This window comes from Plesiomonas sp. (genome assembly GCF_051652165.1).
Lineage (GTDB): Bacteria > Pseudomonadota > Gammaproteobacteria > Enterobacterales > CAMTGL01 > Plesiomonas.
In genome coordinates this window covers 172,334-198,882 of the sequence record NZ_JBOFTR010000016.1, presented here as the reverse complement: position 1 = coordinate 198,882, position 26,549 = coordinate 172,334, and the positions used below count along the sequence as shown (strand labels likewise).

Annotated in this window: 21 protein-coding genes and 1 pseudogene; 9 read left to right on the top strand and 13 right to left on the bottom strand. The window is 44.3% G+C overall.

Features of this window, described 5'->3' with window-relative positions:
* Nucleotides 1-34: 34 nt before the first annotated feature.
* The 3 genes from minE to minC are packed head-to-tail and all read right to left on the bottom strand — an operon-like array spanning nucleotide 35 to nucleotide 1,833.
* Nucleotides 35-307, bottom strand: a complete 273-nt coding sequence (minE, locus tag ACRC53_RS10510) for a cell division topological specificity factor MinE (protein ID WP_438643369.1) — start codon at nucleotides 305-307, stop codon at nucleotides 35-37.
* Between the two features lie 3 nt (nucleotides 308-310).
* Nucleotides 311-1,123, bottom strand: a complete 813-nt coding sequence (gene minD / locus ACRC53_RS10505) for a septum site-determining protein MinD (protein WP_438643368.1) — start codon at nucleotides 1,121-1,123, stop codon at nucleotides 311-313.
* Between the two features lie 29 nt (nucleotides 1,124-1,152).
* Nucleotides 1,153-1,833: a septum site-determining protein MinC gene (minC, locus tag ACRC53_RS10500; RefSeq protein WP_438643367.1), complete on the bottom strand. Its 681-nt coding sequence runs from the start codon at nucleotides 1,831-1,833 to the stop codon at nucleotides 1,153-1,155.
* A gap of 126 nt (nucleotides 1,834-1,959) precedes the next feature.
* Between minC and ACRC53_RS10495 the strand changes: the two genes are divergently transcribed.
* The 3 genes from ACRC53_RS10495 to ACRC53_RS10485 all read left to right on the top strand — a co-directional run bounded on the left by ACRC53_RS10495 (nucleotide 1,960) and on the right by ACRC53_RS10485 (nucleotide 4,190).
* Nucleotides 1,960-2,253 carry a YcgL domain-containing protein gene (locus tag ACRC53_RS10495; protein WP_438643366.1) on the top strand — a complete coding sequence of 98 codons (294 nt, stop codon included), beginning with the start codon at nucleotides 1,960-1,962 and terminating at the stop codon, nucleotides 2,251-2,253.
* A gap of 107 nt (nucleotides 2,254-2,360) precedes the next feature.
* Nucleotides 2,361-3,410 (top strand): lytic murein transglycosylase, encoded by a 1,050-nt coding sequence (locus ACRC53_RS10490; RefSeq protein WP_438643365.1) that lies wholly within the window; start codon nucleotides 2,361-2,363, stop codon nucleotides 3,408-3,410.
* Nucleotides 3,411-3,506: 96 nt separating this feature from the next.
* Complete coding sequence (locus ACRC53_RS10485; RefSeq protein WP_438643364.1) at nucleotides 3,507-4,190, top strand: fumarylacetoacetate hydrolase family protein; 684 nt, start codon at nucleotides 3,507-3,509, stop codon at nucleotides 4,188-4,190.
* Nucleotides 4,191-4,621: 431 nt separating this feature from the next.
* Here the strand turns inward: ACRC53_RS10485 and ACRC53_RS10480 are convergent.
* A pseudogene (locus ACRC53_RS10480) lies at nucleotides 4,622-6,892 on the bottom strand (YgiQ family radical SAM protein); the annotation flags it as partial.
* Nucleotides 6,893-7,151: 259 nt separating this feature from the next.
* Between ACRC53_RS10480 and ACRC53_RS10475 the strand changes: the two are divergent.
* The gene (locus tag ACRC53_RS10475) at nucleotides 7,152-7,598 is read left to right on the top strand and encodes a YcgN family cysteine cluster protein (RefSeq protein ID WP_438643363.1); all 447 of its coding nucleotides are present in this window, start codon (nucleotides 7,152-7,154) and stop codon (nucleotides 7,596-7,598) included.
* 166 nt (nucleotides 7,599-7,764) lie between these two features.
* The gene (gene dusC, locus ACRC53_RS10470; RefSeq protein WP_438643362.1) at nucleotides 7,765-8,760 is read left to right on the top strand and encodes a tRNA dihydrouridine(16) synthase DusC; all 996 of its coding nucleotides are present in this window, start codon (nucleotides 7,765-7,767) and stop codon (nucleotides 8,758-8,760) included.
* Between the two features lie 218 nt (nucleotides 8,761-8,978).
* Here dusC and dsbB read toward each other — a convergent pair whose 3' ends face one another.
* Together dsbB and nhaB are read right to left on the bottom strand one after the other, a co-directional pair.
* Nucleotides 8,979-9,509, bottom strand: a complete 531-nt coding sequence (gene dsbB / locus ACRC53_RS10465) for a disulfide bond formation protein DsbB (RefSeq protein ID WP_438643361.1) — start codon at nucleotides 9,507-9,509, stop codon at nucleotides 8,979-8,981.
* 130 nt (nucleotides 9,510-9,639) lie between these two features.
* Complete coding sequence (gene nhaB, locus ACRC53_RS10460; RefSeq protein ID WP_438643360.1) at nucleotides 9,640-11,244, bottom strand: Na(+)/H(+) antiporter NhaB; 1,605 nt, start codon at nucleotides 11,242-11,244, stop codon at nucleotides 9,640-9,642.
* 439 nt (nucleotides 11,245-11,683) lie between these two features.
* On the opposite strand from nhaB, the gene fadR reads away from it, so the two are divergent.
* Nucleotides 11,684-12,403 carry a fatty acid metabolism transcriptional regulator FadR gene (fadR, locus tag ACRC53_RS10455; RefSeq protein WP_438643359.1) on the top strand — a complete coding sequence of 240 codons (720 nt, stop codon included), beginning with the start codon at nucleotides 11,684-11,686 and terminating at the stop codon, nucleotides 12,401-12,403.
* 119 nt (nucleotides 12,404-12,522) lie between these two features.
* On the opposite strand, the gene ACRC53_RS10450 is transcribed toward fadR, so the two are convergent.
* The 5 genes from ACRC53_RS10450 to gap all read right to left on the bottom strand — a co-directional run bounded on the left by ACRC53_RS10450 (nucleotide 12,523) and on the right by gap (nucleotide 19,789).
* Nucleotides 12,523-14,097, bottom strand: a complete 1,575-nt coding sequence (locus ACRC53_RS10450; RefSeq protein ID WP_438643358.1) for a SpoVR family protein — start codon at nucleotides 14,095-14,097, stop codon at nucleotides 12,523-12,525.
* Nucleotides 14,098-14,109: 12 nt separating this feature from the next.
* On the bottom strand, nucleotides 14,110-15,381 hold the full coding sequence (locus ACRC53_RS10445; RefSeq protein ID WP_438643357.1) for a YeaH/YhbH family protein: 1,272 nt from the start codon (nucleotides 15,379-15,381) through the stop codon (nucleotides 14,110-14,112).
* A 27-nt stretch (nucleotides 15,382-15,408) separates the two neighbouring features.
* The gene (locus ACRC53_RS10440) at nucleotides 15,409-17,343 is read right to left on the bottom strand and encodes a PrkA family serine protein kinase (protein WP_438643356.1); all 1,935 of its coding nucleotides are present in this window, start codon (nucleotides 17,341-17,343) and stop codon (nucleotides 15,409-15,411) included.
* A gap of 423 nt (nucleotides 17,344-17,766) precedes the next feature.
* Nucleotides 17,767-18,636, bottom strand: coding sequence for a D-hexose-6-phosphate mutarotase (locus ACRC53_RS10435; RefSeq protein WP_438643355.1), 870 nt, complete (start codon nucleotides 18,634-18,636; stop codon nucleotides 17,767-17,769).
* A gap of 157 nt (nucleotides 18,637-18,793) precedes the next feature.
* A complete protein-coding gene (gap, locus tag ACRC53_RS10430; protein ID WP_438622965.1) occupies nucleotides 18,794-19,789 on the bottom strand; it encodes a type I glyceraldehyde-3-phosphate dehydrogenase in 996 nt (331 codons plus the stop codon).
* 380 nt (nucleotides 19,790-20,169) lie between these two features.
* Here gap and msrB point away from each other — a divergent pair, with 380 nt between their 5' ends.
* Together msrB and ACRC53_RS10420 are read left to right on the top strand one after the other, a co-directional pair.
* Nucleotides 20,170-20,574, top strand: a complete 405-nt coding sequence (msrB, locus tag ACRC53_RS10425) for a peptide-methionine (R)-S-oxide reductase MsrB (protein ID WP_438643354.1) — start codon at nucleotides 20,170-20,172, stop codon at nucleotides 20,572-20,574.
* A 147-nt stretch (nucleotides 20,575-20,721) separates the two neighbouring features.
* Nucleotides 20,722-21,024 carry a YeaC family protein gene (locus tag ACRC53_RS10420; RefSeq protein ID WP_438643353.1) on the top strand — a complete coding sequence of 101 codons (303 nt, stop codon included), beginning with the start codon at nucleotides 20,722-20,724 and terminating at the stop codon, nucleotides 21,022-21,024.
* A 78-nt stretch (nucleotides 21,025-21,102) separates the two neighbouring features.
* Here the strand turns inward: ACRC53_RS10420 and ansA are convergent, their stop codons facing one another.
* Together ansA and sppA are read right to left on the bottom strand one after the other, a co-directional pair.
* Nucleotides 21,103-22,116 (bottom strand): asparaginase, encoded by a 1,014-nt coding sequence (ansA, locus tag ACRC53_RS10415; RefSeq protein WP_438643352.1) that lies wholly within the window; start codon nucleotides 22,114-22,116, stop codon nucleotides 21,103-21,105.
* Nucleotides 22,117-22,327: 211 nt separating this feature from the next.
* On the bottom strand, nucleotides 22,328-24,181 hold the full coding sequence (gene sppA / locus ACRC53_RS10410; protein ID WP_438643351.1) for a signal peptide peptidase SppA: 1,854 nt from the start codon (nucleotides 24,179-24,181) through the stop codon (nucleotides 22,328-22,330).
* A 219-nt stretch (nucleotides 24,182-24,400) separates the two neighbouring features.
* Here sppA and ACRC53_RS10405 point away from each other — a divergent pair, with 219 nt between their 5' ends.
* Nucleotides 24,401-26,485 (top strand): oxidoreductase, encoded by a 2,085-nt coding sequence (locus ACRC53_RS10405; RefSeq protein WP_438643639.1) that lies wholly within the window; start codon nucleotides 24,401-24,403, stop codon nucleotides 26,483-26,485.
* Nucleotides 26,486-26,549 lie beyond the last annotated feature (64 nt).

Here is a 26,549-nt window from a genome sequence, read left to right as displayed (position 1 = left end):
TTAAATTAAAAACACGTTAATCGTTAATTATTAATTAAGGGCTCTTTTTTGCATCATCTTCGGGTAAGGTAACATTCAATTCAAGTATTGAAATATCGTCACCTTTTTGTTCTAGTTGCACAGTAACATGCTCTGGGTCAATCTGAATGTATTTACAAATAACGGCGAGAATATCTTGCTTCAATGCCGGTAAGTAGTGAGGCTCACTGTCTCCACGTCGACGTTCAGCAACAATAATCTGCAAACGCTCTTTTGCGATGCTTGCGGTTTGCTTTCTATGCGACAGGAAAAAGTCTAGGAGCGCCATAATTTATCCCCCAAACAATCGCTTTAAAAATCCTTTCTTCTCTTCATCAAGGAAACGGAAAGGACACTCATTTCCTAAAAGGCGCTCAACAGTATCTAAGTAGGCTTGGCCTGCTTCAGAGTCTTTATCAAGGATAACGGGTTCACCTTGGTTTGAGGCTCGTAATACAGAAGGGCTTTCAGGGATCACACCAATCAGTGGAATACACAAAATTTCTTTAACATCTTCAACACTTAGCATGTCTCCTCTTGTTACTCGCTCAGGGCAATAACGAGTTAAGAGAAGATGCTCTTTAATTGGCTCAAGATTTTGCTCTGAACGGCGTGATTTTGAGGATAAGATCCCTAAAATACGGTCAGAGTCGCGAACAGATGAAACTTCAGGGTTAGTGGTGACAATGGCTTCATCAGCAAAATAGAGTGCCATCAACGCACCAGTTTCAATACCGGCAGGCGAGTCACATAACACATAATCAAACCCCATGGTGTTGAGTTCATTTAATACTTTTTCTACACCGTCGCGAGTTAGCGCGTCTTTATCACGGGTTTGTGAGGCAGGTAAGATAAACAAATTTTCAACACGTTTATCTTTAATCAATGCTTGATTCAAACTTGCATCGCCTTGAATCACGTTCACAAAATCGTAAACTACACGACGTTCACAACCCATAATCAGGTCAAGATTACGTAGGCCGATATCAAAATCAATAACAACCGTTTTCTTTCCCTTCAATGCTAAACCTGTGGCAATGGCCGCGCTTGAAGTTGTTTTACCAACGCCACCTTTACCAGAGGTTACAACGATGATACGTGCCATGAGGGGTTCCTTGTTAAAAAGAGCCTATTTCAAAGAGCTTCAAAATGAATATTATCTTCTCGTAATGTAATGCGAGTCGCTTTTTGCCATACTGAAGAGGGGATCTGCTCACTCAGTGCATATTGCCCTGATAATGACACCAATTCAGCTTGCAAATTTAGGCAAAAAATACTGCCATCAGTTCGGCCATCTGCTCCGGCAATTGCACGTCCGCGCATTACACCGTAAATATGAATATGGCCGTCAGCAATTAATTCTGCCCCCGGACTTACATGACCATTAACGATAAGGTCACAATTTTTCGCATAAATTTGTTGCCCAGATCGTACCGGCGTATTAATGACTTTTGTGTGTGTAATAATGGGTACGACAGGCGTAGATTGTTCTGGTTTTGGCTCTTTTATCTTACCTTCACTCAGAATGGGTAACCCAGCGCATCGAACGTTTTCTTTTTGTTGGCTATCAGTGCAACCACTGACACCCACTAAAAAGAGCCCCGCCTCACGAATTATGCGTTTTAGAAATTTAAAATCAGCTAATTCAGTAAGATTTGCCACATTTAATACCACAGGCGCACTTTGAAAAAAGACCGGCGCTTGCCGCACTTTTTCTAAAAGCATTTGCTTAATTTGGTTTTGATCTGTGCTGTGCAAATGAACAACAGTGAGGGTGAAATTCCCTCCTTTCAGATCTACAGGGTATTGTGACATAAATTGGTTTCGCTTCTCCTGCGTGTCCTAGCTATTATTAGGCATGACAAGAATATAAATCGTTTATCTTAACATGGTATAGTTACAACACGGCTTAGGCAAGAAAACATAAGGGATTCCGTCGAGATGTGGTGCGCAATCTATAAAAGTATTAAACGTGAAGAGACCTATTTATTCCTAGAGAAAAGAGATGATTTTTCACGGGTTCCAAATGAATTGCTACAAAGTTTCGGAACGCCACAATTAGTTATGCTTTTCCCCTTAGATGGTTCGCACAAATTAGTGAGTACTGATGTAAATAAAATGAAAATAGCATTGTTAGAGCAAGGTTTTTATTTACAAATTCCTCCACCAAAAGAGAACTTATTAAAACAACACCGTGCAGATTTGCAACTAAAAGTGATATCTGACACAGAATAATCGTAAATAGGTGATAATTACTGATTAACAAGCATAACAAAATAGTGATAGCACAGTAATGACACCATTATGATAGGTTTATTGCGGTAATAAATAGAGTACAAAAAATGAAGCGTTCATTACTTTCACTTATTAGCATAAGTATTTTATTAACAGGATGTGCCTCACATGAGTCTACACATGCTGTACAAACCCAAGAACAAACAGCGCAAGCGGCTCAATTAGCTACTTTTCGCTCTGATCGTACACCTGCAGATTTTGCTGAGTTTATTGAGCATCTCAAACAACATGCGCTTGCTCAGGGTATTGCGCCAGCAACCGTAGAGAAAGGTTTTGCAAATGTTTACTTTTTAGCGCGGGCAGTAAAAGCAGATAAAGGTCAGCCTGAATTTAAGTTGACACTAGACCAATATCTGCAAAAAAGTCTGACACAAAGTAAAATCCAAAAAGGGCGAGAGATGTACCAGCGTTACCGTACACAACTTATGCCAATTGCAAAGAAATACGGTGTACAGCCACAGTATATTATTGCGTTGTGGGGAACAGAGAGCAGTTTTGGGCGTTTTACGGGTAAAGAAGATGTTATCTCTGCATTATCAACGTTGGCGTTTGAAGGCCGCCGTGAGGTCTTTTTCACTAAACAGATAATGGCTGCACTGCAGATTCAGCAAAATGGGGATATTTCTCCCGCTTTGATGAAAGGCTCATGGGCCGGAGCAATGGGGCAGTGCCAGTTTATGCCAACTTCTTTCCTTACTTATGCGGCTGATGGCGATGGTGATGGGCATAAAGATATTTGGAACAACGTGCTAGATGTATTCGCATCCACAGCAAATTATCTCTCAACCGAAGGGTGGAATGATCAATTGAGCTGGGGTGAAAAAGTAGTATTGCCCGCGAATTTTAATCGTGAACTTGCCGGTACGAAAACAGCACAGGGTAAAACCGTTGAGCAGTGGCAGGCATTGGGTGTGAGTTTGCCTAACGGTGGGGCTTTACCACATAGAACTCAACAAGCGTGGTTGGTATTGCCTGATGGTACAAATGGTCAAGCTCTGTTGGTATATAATAACTACCGTACACTGATGCATTGGAATCGCTCTTACTATTTTGCGACCAGTGTTGGTATGTTAGCTGACGCGATTGTTGCGCCATAATATAAAAATGTTGTAGCTTAAGAAACAAGAAGCCTCGCCTAATTAGGATGAGCCCTTAACTTGCACGATAGAATTTGTTGCTAAGGAAGGCTGGCAGTGTCACATACAGATGAGTATCAACATACTGATTGGCAAGGAACGCCGCTTGCTATTCCTGTCGGAAAAGTCGTGTGTGTTGGGCTAAATTATGCCGACCATGTTAAAGAGATGGGCAGCGCCCGAGCCATTGAGCCGGTGCTGTTTTTGAAACCCGATACCGCATTGTGTGATTTACGCCAGCCGGTTGTATTACCGGCAGGGTTTGGTGAGGTACATCATGAAGCCGAAGTTGCAGTGCTTATTGGTGCACCATTGCAAAGTGCCACCACAGAACAGGTAGCTGATGCAATTTGGGGTTACGGTATCGGGTTGGATCTGACACTGAGAACCTTGCAGGCTGAATGTAAAAAAGCGGGGCGTCCGTGGGAAAAGGCCAAAGCCTTTGACGGCTCTTGTCCTGTATCCGGCTTTATTCCCGCCACAGCGGTACATGATCGGCAGAATCTGCCTTTTTCGCTAACAGTCAACGGCCTAGCTTGTCAGCAGGGAAATACGGCAAATATGCTGACACCGATGCTTGAGTTGATCAGTTATATGAGCCGTTTTTTTACCCTGAAAGCCGGTGATATTATTCTGACTGGCACTCCGGAAGGTGTTGGCCCATTGTGCGCAGGAGATCAATTATTGCTGACATTGGCAGAAAGAGAACTTCGTACATCAGTGCAAGAGAGAAAAAGATAATAAGATAATAAGCTTATTGGCTCATTCATAGTGGATAAAAAAATGCCTGTTCAGACTGAGTGCTGAACAGGCATTGTTGTTTTTACGGCCGTATTTTTCCTGAAAATAGCGGTTATCAGGAAAGGAGTGGTGGATTATGCTCCTACTTTTTTACCTGCAGGTTTTTTGGCGCGGCTCGCCCCTTTACCTTGTGTTTGATGACCACTATTGCTGTGGTTATGGGCACTTTTCCCGCTATTTCCTGCTACACGCTTATCTGCACGTTTTTGTCCTGATGGAGCATGTGCTGATTGTGTATGCGTAGATACCGTTGATTGAGCTGCCGCTTGTTCTGCGGCACGTCGCCCTTGACGGTTGGTTGGTTTTGCACGAGACGCAGCCGGAGTACCGGTTTGAGCCTGCTCTTTATGTGTGCTTTTACCCTGAATATTGTTTGCTGGTGCTTTTTTACCGTTAGGTTTCACCGGCTGGGTGTTCGCTGCAGTACCCGTGGCACTGTGCCCCTGTGTTTTTGCGCGCGGAGTCTGCGGTTTTCCTGTGCGCCCGGCCTCTTTTTGCTGACCGTTACCACGTTGATGGGAAATATCACTGTGTTTGGTCAGCGCAGCACGTGTGCCTTTTTTCATACTATCAGCGTGCTGAATTTCGCGCGCCGAGGCCGGTGGAATCAGGTGTTGAGGGCCTGTACCTATCAGGCGCATTAGCCCCATATCACGTAACGCCTGACGGATCATTGGCCAGCCTGCCTGATCATGATAACGCAGCAAGGCTTTATGTAGACGGCGCTGACGCTCGCCACGTGCAACAACAATATCTTCACTCTTGTAATCAACCTTACCCAGTGGGTTTTTACCGGAGTGATACATCGTAGTGGCATTAGCCAGCGGTGATGGATAGAAATTTTGCACCTGATCAAGTCGGAACTTGTTCTTTTTCAGCCATAACGCCAGATTGACCATATCTTCATCGCGCGTGCCTGGGTGTGCCGAGATAAAATATGGGATCAGATATTGCTCTTTTCCAGCCTCTTTCGAGTACTGTTCGAACAGCTCTTTAAAGCGATAATAAGAGCCCATACCCGGTTTCATCATCTTAGAAAGCGGGCCTTCCTCGGTGTGTTCTGGTGCAATTTTTAGGTAGCCGCCCACATGGTATTTGGCTAGTTCTTTGACGTAACGCGGATCTTCTACCGCCAGATCATAGCGTACACCTGATGCGATCAGGATCTTTTTGATCCCCTTGAGATCACGTGCCCGACGATAGAGATTAATGGTCGGCTCATGGTTGGTATCCATATGCTGACAAATATCAGGGTAGACGCAAGAGGCGCGGCGGCAGGTCTGCTCGGCACGTGGGCTTTGACAGCGCAGCATATACATATTCGCTGTCGGGCCGCCCAAGTCAGAGATAACACCGGTAAAGCCCGGCACTTTATCTCTGATCTCTTCAATTTCAGATATAATAGAGTCTTCTGAGCGGCTTTGAATAATTCGGCCTTCGTGTTCGGTAATCGAACAGAATGAGCAGCCACCATAGCAACCACGCATGATATTGATTGAGAAACGGATCATGTCGTAGGCGGGTATTTTGGCTTTGCCATATGAAGGGTGCGGAATGCGTTGGTAAGGTAAACCAAAGACACCGTCCATCTCTTCGGTTGTCAGTGGAATAGCCGGTGGATTGATCCACACATAGCGGTCAGCATGCTTTTGCATCAGCGCACGGGCACAACCTGGGTTGGTTTCATGATGCAAAATACGTGATGTATGCGCATACAGCACTTTATCATTTTTTACTTTTTCATAGGAAGGCAGCAAAATATAGGTCTTTTCCCACGGCTTCGGGCGTGGGGGCTGCACGACAATGGCTTTTGCGGCGTTCTGTTTTTCTGCATTTGTTTTTGCTGCATCAGCGTCGGTTGCACACGGGGCATCTTCCATATACGGATTAGGGATAGGATCAATGTGGCCCGGTTGATCAATACGGGTTGAGTCAACCCCTTTCCAGTCAAACAACGCCTCTTTACGCATCACCGCAGAGCCGCGAATATCTTGCATATTTTCGACTGTTTCACCGGCAGCAAAGCGGTGGGCAATTTCAATAAGTGGGCGTTCGGCATTACCGTAAATCAGAATATCGGCTTTCGAATCAACCAGTACTGAGCGGCGAACATTGTCTGACCAGTAATCATAATGTGCGATACGGCGTAAACTGGCTTCAATTCCGCCAATCACGACAGGGGCTTCTTTGTAGGCCTCTTTACAGCGTTGGGTGTACACTAATACGGCACGATCAGGGCGTTTTCCGCCTACGTTATCGGGGGTGTAGGCATCGTCATGACGCAATTTTCGATCGGCGGTATAACGGTTGATCATAGAATCCATATTGCCGGCAGTGACACCGTAAAACAGATTCGGTTTGCCCAATTTCATGAAGTCATTTTTATTGGTCCAGTCGGGCTGTGCAATAATACCGACACGGAAACCTTGAGCCTCTAGCATACGGCCAATAATGGCCATACCGAAACTTGGGTGGTCGACATAGGCATCTCCCGTTACGATAATAATGTCACAGCTATCCCAGCCTAGTTGATCCATCTCCGCACGGGACATGGGCAGGAAAGGGGCTGTGCCATAACATTCTGCCCAGTAACGTGGGTAAGAAAAGAGGCTGCGCTCCGGCTGGATCAGGCTTGTACTCATGTGGCTTATCGCTCCGGTTAGTCAACGGCGTACACGGCGTATACAAAGAAAGCGCGCGATTATACTCTTTCTATTCGTATCGCGCGAATAAGCTTTTATACTAGGCCACGATCATGCGTATAAATAACACAACAGTGTGTAGTCACGCCGATGTCTGCACTGTTTCCACGTAAGTTTAATGATCCTCTTTTGTGCTCTTAGCAATATTATGTACTGCTATTTTGGTAGTACACATTTTTGAAGTGAAGTATTTAACACTATGACTGAACATGCATTTTGGCAAACTAAAACATTAGATCAAATGAGTGATGACGAATGGGAGATGTTGTGTGATGGCTGCGGGCAGTGCTGCTTACACAAGCTTATTGATGCTGATACTGATGAGCTGTACTACACCAACGTTGCTTGTGATCTGCTCGATTTACAAAGTTGCCAGTGTCGTCATTATGAGAATCGGTTTGAGTTTGAGCCTGACTGCATCAAACTTACCCGTGACAACATGCACAGTTTTGAGTGGTTGCCGATGACATGTGCTTATCGTTTGATTGATGAAGGAAAATCTTTACCACAGTGGCATCCGTTAGTTTCCGGTAGTCGGGAAACCATGCATAAAGCCGGTATTTCTGTGCGTGACCAGTGTGTTTATGAAATTGATGTGATTGACTGGGAAGAGCACATCATCAAAAAACCAAAGTCTGCGCGATAAAAAACAGCGTTAAGCTATCAAGGCAGTGAGTTATACCAATAAATGAGTGTTCGATAGCATCATCGTATACAAGGGTACAGATCATTGGTCTGACTTTATATAAGTAGTTATAGCCACCTAGCCGACAGTAAAAAATAAAATATAACCCGTGTCAGAGTACCGTTTTATGATATTAAAACCACACGATCAGCGACAGATTACACCAGCAAAAATAGTAACTGGGCGTGTTATTTTAGCGCCAATGGAAGGGGTGCTTGACCCGTTACTGCGTGATCTATTGACCCGAATCAATGCCTATGATCTGTGTGTGACCGAGTTTGTACGTGTAGTTGATGCGTTACTGCCTGAGCACCTGTTTTATCGCTTGTGCCCTGAATTACATCATGGTGGGCTTACACCATCAGGCACGCCGGTTCGGGTGCAACTGCTCGGCCAATCTCCCCAATGGTTGGCAGAGAATGCAGCCCGTGCGGTGGCGTTAGGCTCGCAGGGCATTGATCTCAATTGCGGTTGTCCTTCGAAAAAAGTCAATGGCAGTGATGGCGGAGCATCATTGCTCAAAGACCCCAACTTAATTTATCGGGCAACCAAAACCATGCGTGAAGCTGTGCCTAACGACATGCCGGTGACAGTAAAAGTTCGTTTAGGTTGGGATAGCACCGATCACAGCATGGAGATTGCCGATGCCGTACAGCAGGCAGGTGCAACGGAAATTGCGATTCATGGTCGGACAAAGGCTGATGGCTACAAGGCAGATAAAATTAACTGGCCGGCAATCGGTGTGTTGCGTCAGCGTTTGCATATTCCCGTGATTGCCAACGGTGAAATTACCGATTATGCCTCGGCATTGCGTTGTCGTGAACTTACCGGCTGTACTGATTTGATGCTGGGCAGGGGGGCGCTGAATGTGCCAAATTTAGCGAATGTGGTGAAATATAACCATGCCCCACTTAGCTGGGCCGAGGTGGTTGAGTTGTTACTAGCATACACGGCACTTGAGAAAAACGGAGATAAAGGTTTTTACCATTCGGCACGCATTAAGCAGTGGTTCAGTTATTTACGCAAGCAATATGCTGAAGCTGATGCGCTGTTTGCGCAGATACGAACCTTGCAGCGGGTTGATGAAATGGTTGCTGTGCTTTCTGCTTCACAGGACAACTAAATATCGGTTCAATCTGCTCAATCACCGACTGATGATGCCATAGTTATCGGCGTTATATTGTTTTTGATTCTTTATTTTCTTGTTTCTGGTTTTTTAGCAAAAAAAGGTCAGATAACCGGATAATTACAGACAAAAACAGGCTGTAGTAACAGCCTGTTTTTTTTGTTGATTATGTTGCTCATCTAAAGAGAGTCAGCGGGTTAATCAACCCGCTAATCTTACCGCCACAGTGAACGTTTTTCCTTCCCAAGCAATAGCCCTAATGCGATGACAACCGCCACAATCAGGTAAGCGGCAAAGATAAACACCAACCAGCCCGGCATAGTGATATTCAAAAAATGCCACTGATCTTGCGCGCAATCACCATAAGCTTCAAAAATACCAGGAGCCCACTTATTGAGTGGTAACCAACTAGGGAAACGCACCATAAAATCGCAGGTCTGGAAAGGGGATGGGTTAACTTGAAGCTGGTTATGCTCCCACGCCAGCATAACACCCTGCCATGCGCTGTACATCCAAAGTACAATGCCTGACCAGCGAAACACCGGATTTTTCGGGTTATACAAACCAAGCAGTGCCGCACCGACAAGACCAAACAGTGCGACTCTCTCATAAATACAGAGAACACACGGTTCTAGCTTTAGGATATGTTGAAAATAAAGCGCAGTTAACTCAAGCCCCGTGGCGGTGAGTAGCATAAGAAACCACGATAAGCGAGTTGTAGAGAAGCGGTAAAGAGTATCCCACATAATGCTGTAATAGATCCCTGTTATTCAGATAGAGCGTAACGTTGGCATTATCGCAGTGTACACATAAAAAAGGCTCTGGAAATAGAGCCTCATGAGAAAATATTCTATTACAGGTCGTGTTGTTATGCTGCTAGTGTGCTGCCGGTAGCGCATTCGCATTGAGCAGAGCGGCATTTGCTTCATTAGACAACCAGTGCCACTGATAAAAAAGATCAGTCATTGGCTGTAGGGTAAATTCTACGCAAAATAACCCCACCAGTGTGAGCACAATGGTATAAGGCAGTGCCATTATGACCATGCGGCCATACGACAAGCGCAGCAGTGGTGCCAGTGTTGAGGTGAGCAAAAATAAAAAGGCGGCTTGCCCGTTCGGGGTGGCAACGGAAGGCAAGTTGGTACCGGTGTTGATTGCCACCGCTAACAGTTCAAACTGTTTCAGGCTTAATGCGCCATTCATCAACGCAGTTTTGGCTTCGTTAATATACACAGTGCCGACAAACACATTATCTGATACAGAGGACAACAGGCCGTTAAACAGATAAAACAGCGTTAGCTGGTGGGAAGGGGATGCCTGTAGTACAAAATCAATGATCGGTTTAAACAGTTGCTGATCAATGATAACGGAAACTACGGCAAAAAATACGGTCAACAGGGCGGTAAACGGTAACGACTCTTCAAAGGCTTTACCCAGAGAGTGCTCATCAGTAATACCACAAAATGCCGTAGCCATAATAATCACGGATAATCCGATTAACCCCACCGCCGCAAGGTGCAAAGCTAAGCCAACAATTAGCCAGATACCGATCAGTGCTTGTACCCACAGTTTTACCGTCTCTTGCTTAGTTCTGCGGGTATCTTGTTGATGATCAAAATCGAGCAAAATTTGGCGAACACTGCTTGGCAATTGATCGCCATAACCGAATATTTTAAAGCGTTCAACCAAATAACAGGTGAACATTCCGCAGATAAATACCGGTACGGTGACAGGAGACATCCGCAGTAAAAATTCGGCAAATTGCCAACCCGCACGATCGGCAATGATAAGATTTTGCGGCTCTCCCACCATGGTCATTACACCACCTAATGCTGTACCTATTGCAGCATGCATCATTAAACTGCGTAAAAAAGCACGAAAATCATTTAAATCTTGTTTATGGGTTATATCATTAAGCTGACTGTCATGATTGTGGTCAGGATGGTGTTCATCAACCATGCCCTCGCTAGAGGCTACTTTATGGTAGATAGAGTAAAACCCAATTGAGACACTAATAACAACAGCAACCACTGTTAACGCATCAAGAAATGCAGATAGAAATGCAGCAACAAAACAAAAAGCTAATGAAAGGGTGGTTTTAGATTCAATTTTTAGCAGCAGTTTGGTAAATACAAACAGCAAGAGCTGCTTCATAAAGTAAATGCCGGCCACCATAAAAATGAGCAGTAACAGCACTTCAATATTGGCCACCAACTCATGTTTTACATGTTCAGGGCTTGTCATGCCAATGGCAATTGCTTCAATAGCTAGTAGCCCCCCAGGTTGCAGTGGATAACATTTAAGTGCCATGGCAAGGGTAAAAATAAATTCTGCAATCAATGCCCAACCAGCAATAAATGGATCAACAAAAAAGAACAATATTGGGTTAATAAGCAGAAAGCTAATAATAGCTAACTTGTACCAATCGGGTGATTTCCCTAAGAAATTTTTAAGAAACGCGCGGGAGAACGTGATTTCCATGAGTGTTATCTCGTTATCAAAGCCGTAATGTTAGGTATGAAAGACACAATGTCAGTAATGCATATTGTAGAGTATGAGCAGAATGACAAATTGATATTGCTTAGTCTAGCGACAGATAACAATAAAACATAAATAAAACATATTGTTGCACATGTGTGTAAGGTAAACGGTGTGTGTACTCTTTTGTTATGAATCGTAAGTAACATACTGTTTTTAATATTAAAGAGTGCGTCTTAAGTGAATGGCTAAGAGATTCGTTTGAGATGAAAAAAGATGCACTCTGTTATGAAAAGGAGTCTTTTGGCGTATTTACAGCAATTTGCTGTGATTTTTCAGTATACTGCCGAACTTTAATGAGCGTTATAGCTATTACATTTGTGATCATCTGGTATGATGAGCTCAAGCAAAAGATAAAATAAATAGATGGATAACGAATACCATGGTAATTAAGGCGCAAAGCCCCGCCGGATTCGCAGAAGAGTACATCGTTGAAAGCATTTGGAATAACCGTTTTCCACCGGGCTCTATTTTACCGGCAGAGCGTGAACTGTCAGAGCTGATAGGTGTGACTCGAACGACATTGCGAGAAGTGTTACAACGTTTAGCACGAGATGGCTGGTTAACTATTCAACATGGTAAGCCAACAAAAGTGAATAACTTTTGGGAGACATCAGGGTTGAACATCCTTGAAACTCTGGCTCGATTAGATCATGACAGCGTACCTCAACTGATTGATAATTTACTGTCAGCGCGCACTAATATCTCTTCTATTTATATTCGTGGTGCACTGCGCAATAGCCCTGAACGCGCGTTATCACTGTTGCATGAAATCAGCACAATTGAAGATACCGCAGAAGCGTACACTGATTTAGATTACCGTGTATTTCAAGGCCTTGCGTTTGCATCTGGTAACCCTATTTACGGCTTAATTCTCAATGGCTTAAAAGGGTTATATTCACGAGTTGGCTTGTACTATTTTTCAAACCCCGATGCCCGCAAGTTAGCCGCTGACTTTTATACTCAATTAGCACGTATGTGTGAAAGCAAACAGTTTGATACTATTTTTGCACTGGTTCGCCAATATGGTATTGATAGTGGTCTCATTTGGCATGGTATGCGTGAAAATATTCCTTCCGATATTGCTGAACATCGGCGTTAATGGTTTTTGACGATGATATTAAACGGCATGCTTAAAACACATGCCGTTTATCTTTTATTTAATACTTTTTGTCATTTTTGAATCATAGAGTTAGCATGCTTAACAAAGGTGAACATAAGCTAGATTTGAAAACTACTGTCACCGGCTCTTGGTGGACAACGTTCAATTAACTCTGCTTTTCCTTCAGCATTCACTTCTTCAAGATACACATCAAAGCCCCATAACCGATAGATATGTTTCATCACTTCTTTGCGGCTTTTAGCCAATGGTATACGTTCATGCATAACATGCCGGAGTGTTAGTGATCTATCACCACGTAGAGCAACATTCCAAATTTGGACATTAGGTTCTAAATTGCTCAAATTGTACTGCGCAGAGAGTGCTTCGCGAATTTTTCGGTAACCTTCATCGTTATGAATGGCAGGAATTTCAAGATAATTATTACGATCGTTATCTAATACTGAGAAAAAACGAAAATCACGGATTAGTTTTGGGGATAAAAACTGGCTAATAAAACTCTCATCTTTAAAATTACTCATAGCAAAATGCAGTGTTTGAAGCCAATCACTTCCCGCAATATCAGGAAACCAACGTTTGTCTTCCTCTGTTGGCGCTTGGCAAATGCGTTTTATATCTTGAAACATAGCAAAACCAAGAGCATACGGGTTGATACCACTGTAATACTTACTGTTGTAAGGGGGTTGATAAACCACATTGGTATGGCTGTGCAAAAACTCAAACATGAAGCGGTCGGTCAGTTTTCCTTCATCATAGAGATGATTAAGAATACTGTAGTGCCAAAAAGTGGCCCACCCTTCATTCATCACTTGTGTTTGTTTTTGTGGGTAGAAATATTGGCTCACTTTACGCACAATGCGTACAATTTCGCGTTGCCACGGCTCTAAAAGTGGAGCATGTTTTTCGATAAAATAGAGTAAGTTCTCTTCCGGTTCGGGCGGGAAACGGACTTGGGTTAATTCGCTGTCTTTTTCTTTACGGGGGATAGTGCGCCACAGCTCATTGACCTGACTTTGCAGATACTCCTCACGGTTTTTTTGCCGCGTTTTCTCCTCTTGCAGAGAGATTTTTTGTGGCCGCTTATAGCGGTCAACCCCGTAATTCATCAATGCATGACAAGAGTCGAGAATTTTTTCTACCTCATCAACCCCGTATTTCTCTTCACAATCACTGATGTAGTGTTTGGCAAATAGCAGGTAGTCAACAATTGAACCAGCATCTGTCCACGATTTGAACAGATAGTTATTTTTAAAAAATGAGTTATGGCCATAGCTGGCATGTGCAATCACCAGAGCCTGCATGGTGATGGTGTTCTCTTCCATCAGATAGGCAATACAAGGGTTAGAGTTGATCACAATTTCATATGCTAACCCCATGTGGCCGTGTTTGTAATTTCGCTCAGTTTCAATAAATTTACGGCCAAATGACCAGTGGCTATAGTTGATGGGCATACCAATGCTGGAGTAAGCATCCATCATCTGTTCAGCAGTGATAATCTCTATTTGATTGGGATAAGTGCTTAAATGGTAGAGTTTTGCCACCCGATCAATCTCTTGGTGATATTGTTCTAGTAGAGCAAAAGTCCAGTCAGGGCCATCACTTAATGGGGGCTGATGACCAATATGTGGTGAAATTGGTGCAGTAATAGATTGTATGGTGTTATTGCTACTTTCCATTGTGTATCCTCCTTATGCCGCTTGCTTGCGAAACAGCTCACGGAATACCGGATAGATATCCTCTACGCCCCGAATATGTTGCAGCGTAAAGTTTGAGAATTGTGCATTTAAGGTTTCATACTCACGCCATAAAGTTTGGTGTGCCCGCCGTGTAATTTCGATATAGCTGTAGTAGCGAACAAATGGCAGGATTTTTTCCTGAAGCAATTCTCGGCAATGTGGTGAGTCATCAGCCCAGTTATCACCGTCAGAGGCTTGTGCTGCATAAATATTCCACAGTGATGCCGGATAGCGTTTTTCTATGATCGTTTGCATCAGTTTTAGAGCACTCGAAACAATCGTACCGCCAGTCTCTTGTGAGTAGAAAAACTCGTGTTCATCAACCTCTTTTGCTTGTGTGTGATGACGAATATAGACTACGTCTACATTCTTATAAGTGCGTGATAAGAAGAGATACAGCAGAATATAGAAGCGTTTTGCCATGTCTTTGGTGGCTTGATCCATTGAGCCTGACACATCCATTAAACAAAACATTACAGCTTGGCTAGAGGGTTCTGGGCGGCGTTCGTAATTTTTGTAGCGTAGATCAAAAGTATCAATAAAAGGGACTTGCTTAATTTTACGACGCAACTCAGTGATTTCAGTTTTGACCTTATCTTCTTCGAGTAAACGGACAGGTTCACTGTTTTGTAGTAAAGTGAGTTGGTGCTCAAGATCACGTATTTGCCCACGTTTCGCCGCAGTCATGGCAGTGCGGCGTGCAAGTGAGTTACGTAAAGAGCGAATAATACTGATATTGGCCGGAACACCGTTAGCCGTAAATCCAGCACGGTGCACTTTGTATTCGACTAGCCGATTGAGCTGATTTTTTTGTAAATTGGGCAGTTCTAAATCTTCAAACAGCAGATCAAGATATTCGTCTTTGGATATTTGAAAGACAAACTCATCACTGCCTTCTCCATCAGCACTGGCTTGGCCTTCACCGCTGCCATTTCCTCCTGCACCGCCTTGCGGGCGATCAATATGATCGCCCGCAACGAACTGATCATTACCTGGATGTACCCGTTGGTGCACTCCGCCTTTACCTTGATGTAAAAACGGCTCGGTAATGTCTTTGGCAGGAATTGAGATAGATTCTCCGCTATTAACATCTGTTACTGAACGTTTATTGACAGCATCTGAAATCGCCTCTTTAATTTGTGATTTATGTCTGCGCAAAAAACGTTGCCGGTTAACCATGCTCTTATTTTTGCCGTTAAGACGGCGATCGATAAAATGTGCCATGTTTCCCCCAAATCAGTTAGCCCGTTTTTAGGATGATTTACGCACACGTAAGTACCATTCACACAACAAGCGCACCTGTTTTTTGGTGTAGCCTTTTTCCATCATCCGATGAACAAAATCATCGTGCTTTTTCTGCTCTTCGGTGGATGTTTTGGTATTAAACGAGATAACCGGCAATAGCTCTTCGGTGTTGGAGAACATTTTCTTCTCGATAACCGTGCGCAGTTTTTCATAGCTGGTCCAATTCGGATTACGGCCACCATTGTGTGCTCTGGCCCGCAATACAAAGTTCACAATTTCATTGCGGAAATCTTTCGGGTTACTGATACCGGCTGGTTTTTCTATTTTTTCCAGTTCTGCATTGAGGGCTGAACGGTCAAATAACTGTCCGGTTTCCGGATCGCGATACTCTTGATCTTGAATCCAAAAATCAGCGTATACCACGTAGCGATCAAAAATATTCTGCCCATATTCAGAGTACGACTCTAAATATGCGGTTTGGATCTCTTTCCCGATAAACTCAACATATTTGGGGATCAAGTAACCTTTCAGGTGTTCAATATACTTTTCTGCAATCTCCTGCGGGAACTGCTCACGCTCAATTTGTTGCTCAAGCACATAGAACAGGTGCACCGGGTTGGCTGCAACTTCACTGTGATCAAAGTTGAATACACGAGACAAAATCTTAAAGGCAAAACGGGTGGATAGACCGTTCATTCCTTCATCAACACCACCATAATCGCGGTATTCTTGGTACGACTTTGCTTTTGGATCAGTATCTTTTAGGCTTTCACCATCATAAACGCGCATTTTTGAGTATAAACTGGAGTTTTCTGTTTCTTTCATGCGTGAAAGCACGGTAAAGCGAGCCAGTGTTTCCAATGTTCCCGGTGCGCAAGGGGCATTAGCGAGTTCACTGTTGCGAAGAAGTTTGTCATAAATACGCATTTCATCAGAAACACGTAGGCAATACGGCACTTTTACAATGTAGACGCGGTCGAGAAAGGCTTCGTTATTTTTATTATTTCTAAATTGCACCCACTCAGATTCGTTTGAGTGAGCCAAAATAATGCCTTCAAACGGCAGGGCAGAAAGGCCTTCTGTGCCGTTGTAGTTGCCTTCTTGTGTTGCGGTCAGTAGTGGGTGTAGCACCTTAATCGGTGCTTTAAACATCTCAACGAACTCCATTAAGCCCTGATTTGCACGGCATAATGAACCTGAGTAGCTGTAGGCATCGGGGTCATGCTGGGCAAAATGTTCAAGCTGACGGATATCAACTTTACCGACGAGTGCCGAAATATCCTGATTGTTCTCATCTCCTGGCTCTGTTTTAGCGATAGCCACTTGATCCAAAATAGAGGGGCGAACTTTGACCACTTTAAAACGGGTAATATCGCCACCAAATTCATGTAGGCGTTTTGCAGCCCAAGGCGACATAATATTGCGTAAATAGCGTTTAGGAATACCGTATTCTTCTTCTAAAATTCGCCCATCTTCATTGATATCAAACAAGCAAAATGGGTGATCATTGACTGGGCTACGTACGCCATTTGCGGTTAATACATAGATAGGGGTGCGTTGCATTAAACTTTTCAAACGTTCAGCCAAAGATGATTTACCGCCGCCAACAGGGCCTAATAGATACAAAATCTGTTTTTTCTCTTCTAAACCTTGAGCAGCATGTTTGAGATAAGAGACTATTTGCTCAATTGACTCTTCCATCCCATAAAATTCTTCAAAGGCTGGATAACGTGCAATAACACGATTGGAAAATAGGCGAGATAAACGAGAGTCAGTTGAGGTATCAATCATGACAGGTTCACCTACGGCCATCAGTAAGCGTTCTGCTGCATTCGCATAGGCTGTATGGTCATTACGGCAAATAGTGAGAAACTCTTGCAGTGTAAACTCTTCGTCTTTTGCCGCTTCATAACGCTCACGATAGTGATCAAAAATAGTCATGGTGATACCCCCAGAAGGATGGATACGAAATGGAACGTTTTGATTCACTCGATATACTATTGTTACGTTCCTGAAATTAAGCTTAGTCGGGTATACAAGAATTTCATGTAAATAACGCCAAGTTTTTTAACGAAATTTTAACCTTGATGTGCATGTAGGCTAAATAGAAGATATCAATAAGCGCGTTGATGCATAATGGGTTGGTTTGCTGTTGATAACAGAGTGTGTGTTTTTATACGTGTCAGAATGGATGTAAATCAAAGATCTATTACGTGATATGCACAAGACGTGTACAAAAAAAGCAAAAAGAAATGGCAAAAGAAGGTAGGAATAAATAAAAAGAGCTTATACGGTATAAAAAGAAAAGGCGGTTAAGCCGCCTTTATGTGTTATTCATGAAAATACTTCAACAGTACTTCACTATTATGCAATACGAATATGTGTACTGAGTGTATGGCTGTGTTGTGGCGTTACGGTGACAGGTTGACGGGTGATAGCCGTTTCCACGCAGACCATGGTCAGATACGCGTCGTCATTCATATCAACCATGTTCTGAGCACCTTCATGCCATGGTGTCCATGCGACCACACTGTTATTACCCTGATGCTCTACGGTAATAACACGTTGCGCTGCATCATCATGAATAAATGAGATATTTTCGGCAGCGGTATAGATGCGATCAACGGGGCCATCGAGCAGTAAAACCGGCGCATTCACAACCTGCTGGCTGTGGTTTAGGCTGTCAATGTAATCATTGCCTAACCCTTCAACACTGGTTTTATTAATATTATCAACGGCAAAGTAGGTGTGCAGCGCGCCGGTCAGATTAATGGCCTCAGTGCTTTGGCTGTGCAACATGATATTGAGTGTTGTGCCAATTTCGAGTGTGAGTGATAGGGTAAACGGGTGTGGCCAGTAAGCATCCGTTTCAGCGGTATCATTCAATGTCAGGGTTAGCTGCTGTATGTCGGCTGACTCTTGATGGTGCTGTAATTGCCACGGTAAGTTACGGGCAAAACCGTGTGCGGGTTGCGCAGTTCGGCCAAACCATGGCCAGCAAACAGGGATGCCGCCGCGCAGTGCTTTTCCGGCGACAAACTGTGCCTTCTCACTCAACCAGATAACCGGCTTTTGATCTCGTGGTTGCCAGAGTAGTAATTGCGCGCCTTGCAAACTGATCACGGCTTGTGCTTGCGGGTGATCAATGACCAGCACCTCAAGTTCGTCTTTGCGGCGTAGTGTTAGTGCAGGGGAGAGTTGCTCAATAATCGGCAGGGATAAAAAGCGATCCATACTCGCGTGCTCCTGTGAACCGGAGATAAAATAAAGGGTAAATTTCAGTTATAAAAAAAGGCGGCTCAACGCCACCTTTTTTATTTGATTCACTCAGGATAATCCATTTAGGATCATCCGCTCGAGGTTAATCATTCAGATAAGGTATCTGGAATAATTACTTAGAGATGTGAGCGATCAGATCCAGAACTTTGCTGGAGTAACCCATTTCGTTGTCGTACCAAGATACAACTTTAACGAATTTGTCAGTCAGCTGGATACCGGCTTTAGCATCGAACACAGAAGTTTGACGCTCGCCCAGGAAGTCAGTGGAAACAACTTCATCTTCGGTATAACCCAGAACGCCTTTCATTGCGCCTTGAGAAGCCGCTTTCATTGCGTCACAGATTTCAGCGTAAGTTGCTGCTTTCTTAAGGTTAACAGTCAGGTCAACTACAGATACGTCTGGAGTTGGAACACGGAATGCCATACCAGTCAGTTTGCCTTTCAGCTCAGGGATAACAACACCCACGGCTTTCGCTGCACCAGTAGAAGATGGAATGATGTTTTGAGCCGCGCCACGGCCACCACGCCAGTCTTTAGCAGATGGGCCATCAACGGTCTTCTGGGTAGCCGTTGTTGCGTGAACAGTTGTCATCAGACCTGATTCGATACCGAAAGTATCGTTCAGAACTTTAGCAATTGGTGCCAAGCAGTTAGTGGTGCAAGATGCGTTAGAAACGATCTCTTGACCAGCATATTCGCTGTGGTTTACGCCCATAACGAACATTGGGGTCGCATCTTTAGAAGGACCAGTCAGAACAACTTTTTTCGCGCCAGCAGCGATGTGCTTACGTGCAGTTTCGTCGGTCAGGAACAAACCTGTTGCTTCAGCAACAACGTCAACACCGATAGCATCCCACTTCAGGTTAGCTGGATCACGCTCAGCGGTAACGCGAACGGTTTTGCCGTTAACAATCAGGTTGCCGTCTTTAACTTCAACGGTACCATTGAAACGACCGTGAGTAGAGTCGTACTTCAGCATGTAAGCCATATAGTCAACGTCGATCAGGTCATTGATACCAACCACTTCGATGTCGTTGCGCTCGCAAGCCAGACGGAAAACAAAACGACCAATACGGCCAAAACCGTTAATACCTACTTTGATAGACATATTCATTCACCAACTCAGTGTTCGTTGATTAAAAGATGGTTGTAAACTTACAAAAACCCTACAAACCGTCAAGAGGAAATGTGTCAAACCTTGCAGAAAATCATAAAGCAAGACAAATTTCTTCTCTATTTTTTCGTGTTACTTCACTTTTCTGATAGGCAGTGTATCGCCTTTATCGGGTTATTTTACACATTTCGCTCGGCTATTATGCGTTAGCTAACGTGCTGAATCGATAGAGCTAATAAGTATAGTCAGTTTTAATTTGTTTATTGTGATTATTATCACGTTTCTTTGGATGATGACGAAATGTAACTCACTTTCACGGTATTTTTGGTACATTTAACCTGTTATGAACATTAATACAGCAAAAGTGTGGTGTTATGTCTGAGAAAAAATGTGTGCCTGAAACACTGACTCCTGAGCAACAACATGTTTGCCGTGAACAGGGTACTGAAGCGCCCTTTTCAGGCCGCCTGTTACATAACCGAAAAACGGGGTTGTACCACTGTGTCTGCTGTGATCATCCGCTGTTTTCTTCGGTGGATAAATTTGATTCTGGCTGTGGTTGGCCAAGTTTTTCTGCACCATTAACGCCAAATTCGCTGTGTTATTTAGATGATTTTACACACGGTATGTGCCGTATTGAGATCCGTTGTAAGCAGTGTGATGCGCATGTTGGGCATGTGTTTTCTGATGGCCCTGCTCCTGAGGGGAATCGCTATTGTCTCAATTCTGTTGCACTCTGTTTTGTTGATCAAATATCGGGTGAAAAAACAGTAGGTTAGATATGTCACTACGATACAGTGATGTATGCCGTTATTGGGGTAAAAATACGGTGCTTGTCTAAATAAGAATAGTATGGTTTGTATCAAAAAATAATAAAATTATTGAATTTCAACAGGATGTACGTTTTAGATGTAAGGAGCAGAGGGATGCAATTAGACAGTGTGATTGCTAAAATGACTACCGAAGTATATGAGCGATTATGTCAAGCAGTTGAAACGGGAAAATGGGCTGACGGGACGCGGTTAACGGATGCGCAAAAAGAGACCAGTTTGCAGGCTGTATTAATGTGGCAGTCTAAGCATAATTGCGATCCGCAACATATGACAGTTGGGCCAGACGGTGTTTTGGCGCATAAGTCGAAACAGGAGTTAAAGCAGCAGTTTTCAGCCTCTTCTTCTATACCGATAGTGAGCTCGTTATCAATAGTGAGCTCGTTATCAAGTGATTAAAACAAGCATGCAAAAAGTGGTGCGATGTAAAAACAGACAGCCGATATGCTGTCTGTTTTGTTTAGCGCAGTTGTCTATTTAATCTCGGCTTAATTCCCCACACAAGCTTTGTTGCATCAGGGCACGCATGGTATCGACGGGCAGGTCTTGGCTAAGAAGGTAATGTAGTTTAGCAAGTGCAGCTTCAACGGTCATATCGTGTCCACTAATTACCTGTGCTTGTGCGAGAGCATTGCCAGTGGCATAGCCCCCCATGTTGACTTTACCTGAGAAACATTGAGTTAGGTTTACAACAAGAATGCCACGTTTGGCGGCTTCTTGCAGTTCGGCCAGCAGTGCTGGGTGTTGAGGAGCATTGCCTACTCCGTAAGATCGTAAAATCAGTGCTTTTACTGGTTGGCGCAAAAAGTTGCGCACAACTTCTGAAGATATACCCGGATAGAGCGATACGACGCCAATAGGTTGAGGAGTAATACTGTGCAGTTTTAGCGCAGTGTTGTTTGTTGTATGTGTCAATGGCGTAATGCGACGAATATGGATACCTGCTTCCATGAGAAGCGGAAAGTTGGGTGAGGCAAACGCATCAAAGCCGTCAGCATGCGCTTTAGTAGTCCGGTTGCCACGAAACAGTTTGTTGTTGAAAAATAGGGTTACTTCATTGATGGGGTAGGTTGCTGCCAGATAGAGGGCGTTGAGCAAGTTGGTTTGGCCATCAGAACGTAGCTCGGCTAACGGAATTTGTGAGCCGGTGATGATAACGGGTTTATTTAAGTTTTCCAGCATGAAGGAGAGTGCTGAGGCGGTGTAGGCCATGGTGTCTGTGCCGTGTAGGATCACAAAGCCATCATAGTGATCGTAGTTGGCGTAAATATCATCGGCTATACGCTGCCAGTCAGCGGGTGTCATATCTGATGAGTCGATCAGAGGGGCATATTCATGAATACTAAAATCGGGCATTTCGGCACGATGGAACTCTGGCATCTGCTCCAGTTGTTTTTGCATATAGCCAGAGACGGGAATGTAGCCATGCTCTGAGTGTTGCATGCCGATAGTGCCGCCGGTATAGGCAACATAAATAGATTTTTTCTGCATAAATATCCGCTGATTGTGAGCGTTAAAACACCAAGTAGGTGGATTATCTGGCCTATATTGGAAAAAGGGCAGCTAAATGCACTTTATATGGCGTAAATTATAGAAGAGTCTATGGTGAAAAAAAGCCCAGATTGACTGGGCTTGGATGATTTTTATCAATATAGAGGGTGAATTTTACGGTTTACCCTGTTTATCTTATTCAAATAAATCACTAATGGGTGACTTGTCCGCAGTTTAGGCAATATGCGTAACGGCCATTTGGGTCATTAAATTCACTCAGCATAGAGGTCTGCTGCTGCCATGCTTTAAGCGTTTGCATCAGTGGGGTTGGAACCACCATGCTTGTGGGAATGAGAGTCTGCATTTGTACACTAAATTGCGATAAAATCATGTCACGTGTGGACAATGTTTGTTGGACCCAATTAAGTTTTGGTGTTTTTATTTTTGCCAATTCAGCCGCTTTGGTTACAGCAGTATCAAAATCACCTAAGGCATCAACCAGCCCTTTTTGTTTCGCATCAACCCCTAACCAAACTTGCCCCTGAGCAATACTATCTACTTGAGGAATGGTCATTTTTCGGCCTTGAGCAACAAGTGTTAAAAATTGCTGATAACCGTGTTCGATTGAGAGTTGAATGAGATCGGTAACATACGGGTTAAGTTTTTTGGTGATGCTCAGATTTGCTAATGGCCCAGTTGACACGCCATCTGTATTCACACCGATGCTGTTTAGAGTATTCTCAAAGGTGTTGATCACACCGAAAATACCAATAGAGCCGGTGATAGTGTTCGGATTAGCAACGATATAGCTTGCGTCGGCTGAGATCCAGTATCCACCCGATGCGGCCATTGACCCCATAGAGATCACCACCGGTTTACCGGCTTTTTCCAGTGCAACCACTTCATTGCGGATAATTTCAGAAGCAAAAGCACTGCCGCCAGGGCTATCAACCCGTAATACAACCGCTTTAATTTTGTTGTTAACACGTGCTTGGCGCAGTAACTCTGCAGTACTATCACCACCAATACTACCTGGTTGCTGTGTGCCATCCATGATTGCGCCACTGGCAATAATAACGCTGATATTACCGTCTGCCGGGGTGCGATCAAGCGGGTTAGCACTGAGATAGTGCTGATAGTGCGTAGCAATAAAGCCTTGTGGTGTTTTATCTTCACCAAACACTTTTGCCATGGCACTGCTCATCTCTTGGCGAGTGGCCAGTTGATCAACAAGTTTATGCTGTAGAGCATAAGTAGCACGATCGCCATTGAGTTTTTTCAAATCAGCAAGCAGCGTATCGGTAGTAGGAGTAAGATCGCTTGGGTGTAATTTACGGTTAGTTGCAATATCAGTTTGGATATTTTTCCACATCAAATCAACCCAACGTTGGGTATTTTCACGTGCTTCAGTAGACATATCATTACGGATAAAGGGCTCTACGGCAGATTTATATGTGCCGACCCGGAATACATGAGTATTGACTTTTAACTTATCGAGCAAGTCTTTGTAGTATAACGCATTCATTCCTAAGCCATTTAACTCAACACTACCTTGTGGAGACATGAATATTTTGTTGGCATAGCTGGCAAGGTAATATTGGCTTTGTGAATAGGTATCAGCATAAGCATATACCGGTTTTCCACTCTCTTTAAACTCTTGCAGTGCTTTACCTATATAAGTAATAGATGGTGCGCTGGAACTGGTTAAGTTATTGAGATATAAAACAATACCTTTAACTTTGCTGTCAGTTTTTGCTTGCCGAATAGCATCAACTAATTCAAATACTGAGTTTTCTGTAATACTGGTGTTATTGCCAAAAAACTCACGTCCCATCTGTTGAATTGGATTAGAAAAACGGGGTTCTTCAACAATAACACCGGTTAAATCGAGCAGCAGTGCGCCTTGTTTAATATTAGGGCTTTCGGGCTTTAAAAAGCCGTAAATGACGATGCCGATTAATACCAGTACAACCAGCATCAGATTAAGGGTGGCTTCGCGAATAAAATTAATGATTCGCCATGCCCAGCTAAACAAATTTGCAACCAGTCGCCACAATAAGCGCATGGTATCTCCAGTAAGTTAAGTGATAATTAATTAGTTGATAAAAGATATCGTAACGCGAACGGCAGTAAAGATCAGCTTTTCATACTGTTTCGCTATAAGTTGTATATTGGTTTGTTGTATGACACCTGCAAAATGTAAATAAATTGTTTGCGGTTGTTTACGGGCTTTCGTAAGCTGGTCAGACCATAATAATAAGGACAGTTATGTATGCCTTCCTCTATGCCACACTCTCTTTTGTTGTCTGAGCCCGTGCCGGTTTTGCTCTCAGCGGCATCACCTTATCCACACTTATTACAGCCATTAGACTTGGGGTTTACCCAATTACGTAACCGTGTATTGATGGGATCAATGCATACCGGTCTTGAAGAGGCTCGCGGCGGATTTGATAAGCTGGCGGTGTTTTATCGCCAGCGTGCCGAAGGTGGTGTCGGGCTGATTGTCACCGGTGGGATTGCACCCAATTTTCGTGGCCGTTTAGTACCGCACGGTGCGCAGTTAAGCTTTCCATGGCAGGTGGGTAAACACCGTAAAGTGACGACCACCGTGACAGAAGCTGGTGGTAAAATTTGCCTGCAAATTTTGCATGCCGGGCGTTACGCTTACCATCCGTTTTCAGTTGCCCCTTCTGCTATACGCTCTCCTATCACGCCCTTCAAACCTAGCACATTATCTGTACGCCAAATTCATAATACGATACGTGATTTCGCCCAAACTGCGATTTTAGCGCAAGAGGCGGGTTATCACGGCATTGAAATTATGGGATCAGAAGGGTATCTGATTAATCAGTTTATTTGTGCCCGAACCAATCACCGTACCGATGGCTGGGGAGGGGATTTTACTGCCCGCAGCCGTTTCCCACTAGAAATTGTGCGTGCTGTGCGTGAGCGGGTCGGACGTGATTTTATTATTATCTTTCGTTTATCAATGCTGGATTTGGTTGAACAGGGAAGCAGTTGGGATGAAGTTGTGTTACTGGCCAAAGCACTTGAGAGTGCGGGAGTAACATTGCTCAATACCGGTATTGGCTGGCATGAGGCACGTGTGCCGACAATTGCAACTTGTGTGCCGCGCGGAGCATTTAGCTGGGTAACTGCGCGTTTGCGTGCGGAGGTAAATATTCCGCTGATCACCACCAATCGCATTAATACACCACAAATTGCCGAGGATATTCTGGCCCGTGGGGATGCCGATATGGTTTCAATGGCACGCCCGTTTTTGGCAGATCCTGACTTTGTGCGCAAAGCGGCCAGCAATCAGGCTGACCGTATCAATACCTGTATTGCCTGCAATCAGGCCTGTTTAGATCACGTATTTATTGGCAAGCGAGCGAGCTGTTTGGTCAACCCGCAGGCTGGGTATGAAACCGAGTTGCGTTATTTGCGCAGCGCAGCACCAAAACGGGTTGCCATTGTGGGCGCAGGGCCAGCGGGGTTATCTGCGGCCTGTGTTGCCGCAGAGTGCGGGCATCAGGTTACGCTGTTTGAACAACACCATCAGATTGGTGGGCAGTTTAATTATGCCAGCCAGATCCCCGGTAAAGCAGAGTTTACCGAAACGCTGCGCTATTTTGCCGCACGGCTGGCCGACAATGCGGTTGATGTGCGCCTAAATCAGCGGGTTGATGCGGCCATGCTGACGGGCTTTGATGAGGTGATTATTGCTACCGGTATTGTTCCGCGCGTGCCGCCGATCGCGGGAATTGATCACCCAACCGTACTGAGTTATCTCGATGTACTGCGCGATCATCATCCGGTGGGTAAACGTGTGGCGATTATCGGTGCGGGGGGTATCGGCTTTGATGTGGCTGAGTATTTGGCTGTTGTGTCGGCTAACTCAATACAAGAGCAGAATCATCAACAGGATATTACCCACTGGCTGAAAGAGTGGGGTATTGATACGCAAATCAAGGCGCGTGGCGGGTTACAACTGGCTGTTGCACCAGTCACACAACGTGAAATCTGGCTGCTACAACGTAAAGAGAGCAAAGTCGGGGCGGGATTGGGGAAAACCACCGGCTGGATACACCGTGCGAGTTTACAGCAGCATAATGTGCAGATGTGGGCTGGTGTTCAGTACCACAACATTGATGATCAAGGGCTACATATTGAATATGCCGGTCAGCGCCAAATTCTGGCGGTCGACAACATTATTTTGTGTACGGGGCAAGAGCCGCTGCGTGAGCTGGCCGATCAACTACTGGCATTAGGGCGTAAGCCTCATGTGATTGGTGGAGCTGATGTGGCCAGTGAGCTAGATGCAAAACGTGCGATTCGTCAGGGTGCAGAGGTCGCGTCGCGTCTGTAATTGTATGCGTAGTAGTGACTAACATTTGATACTAAATAGCTATGATCACTAATACGTGATCACT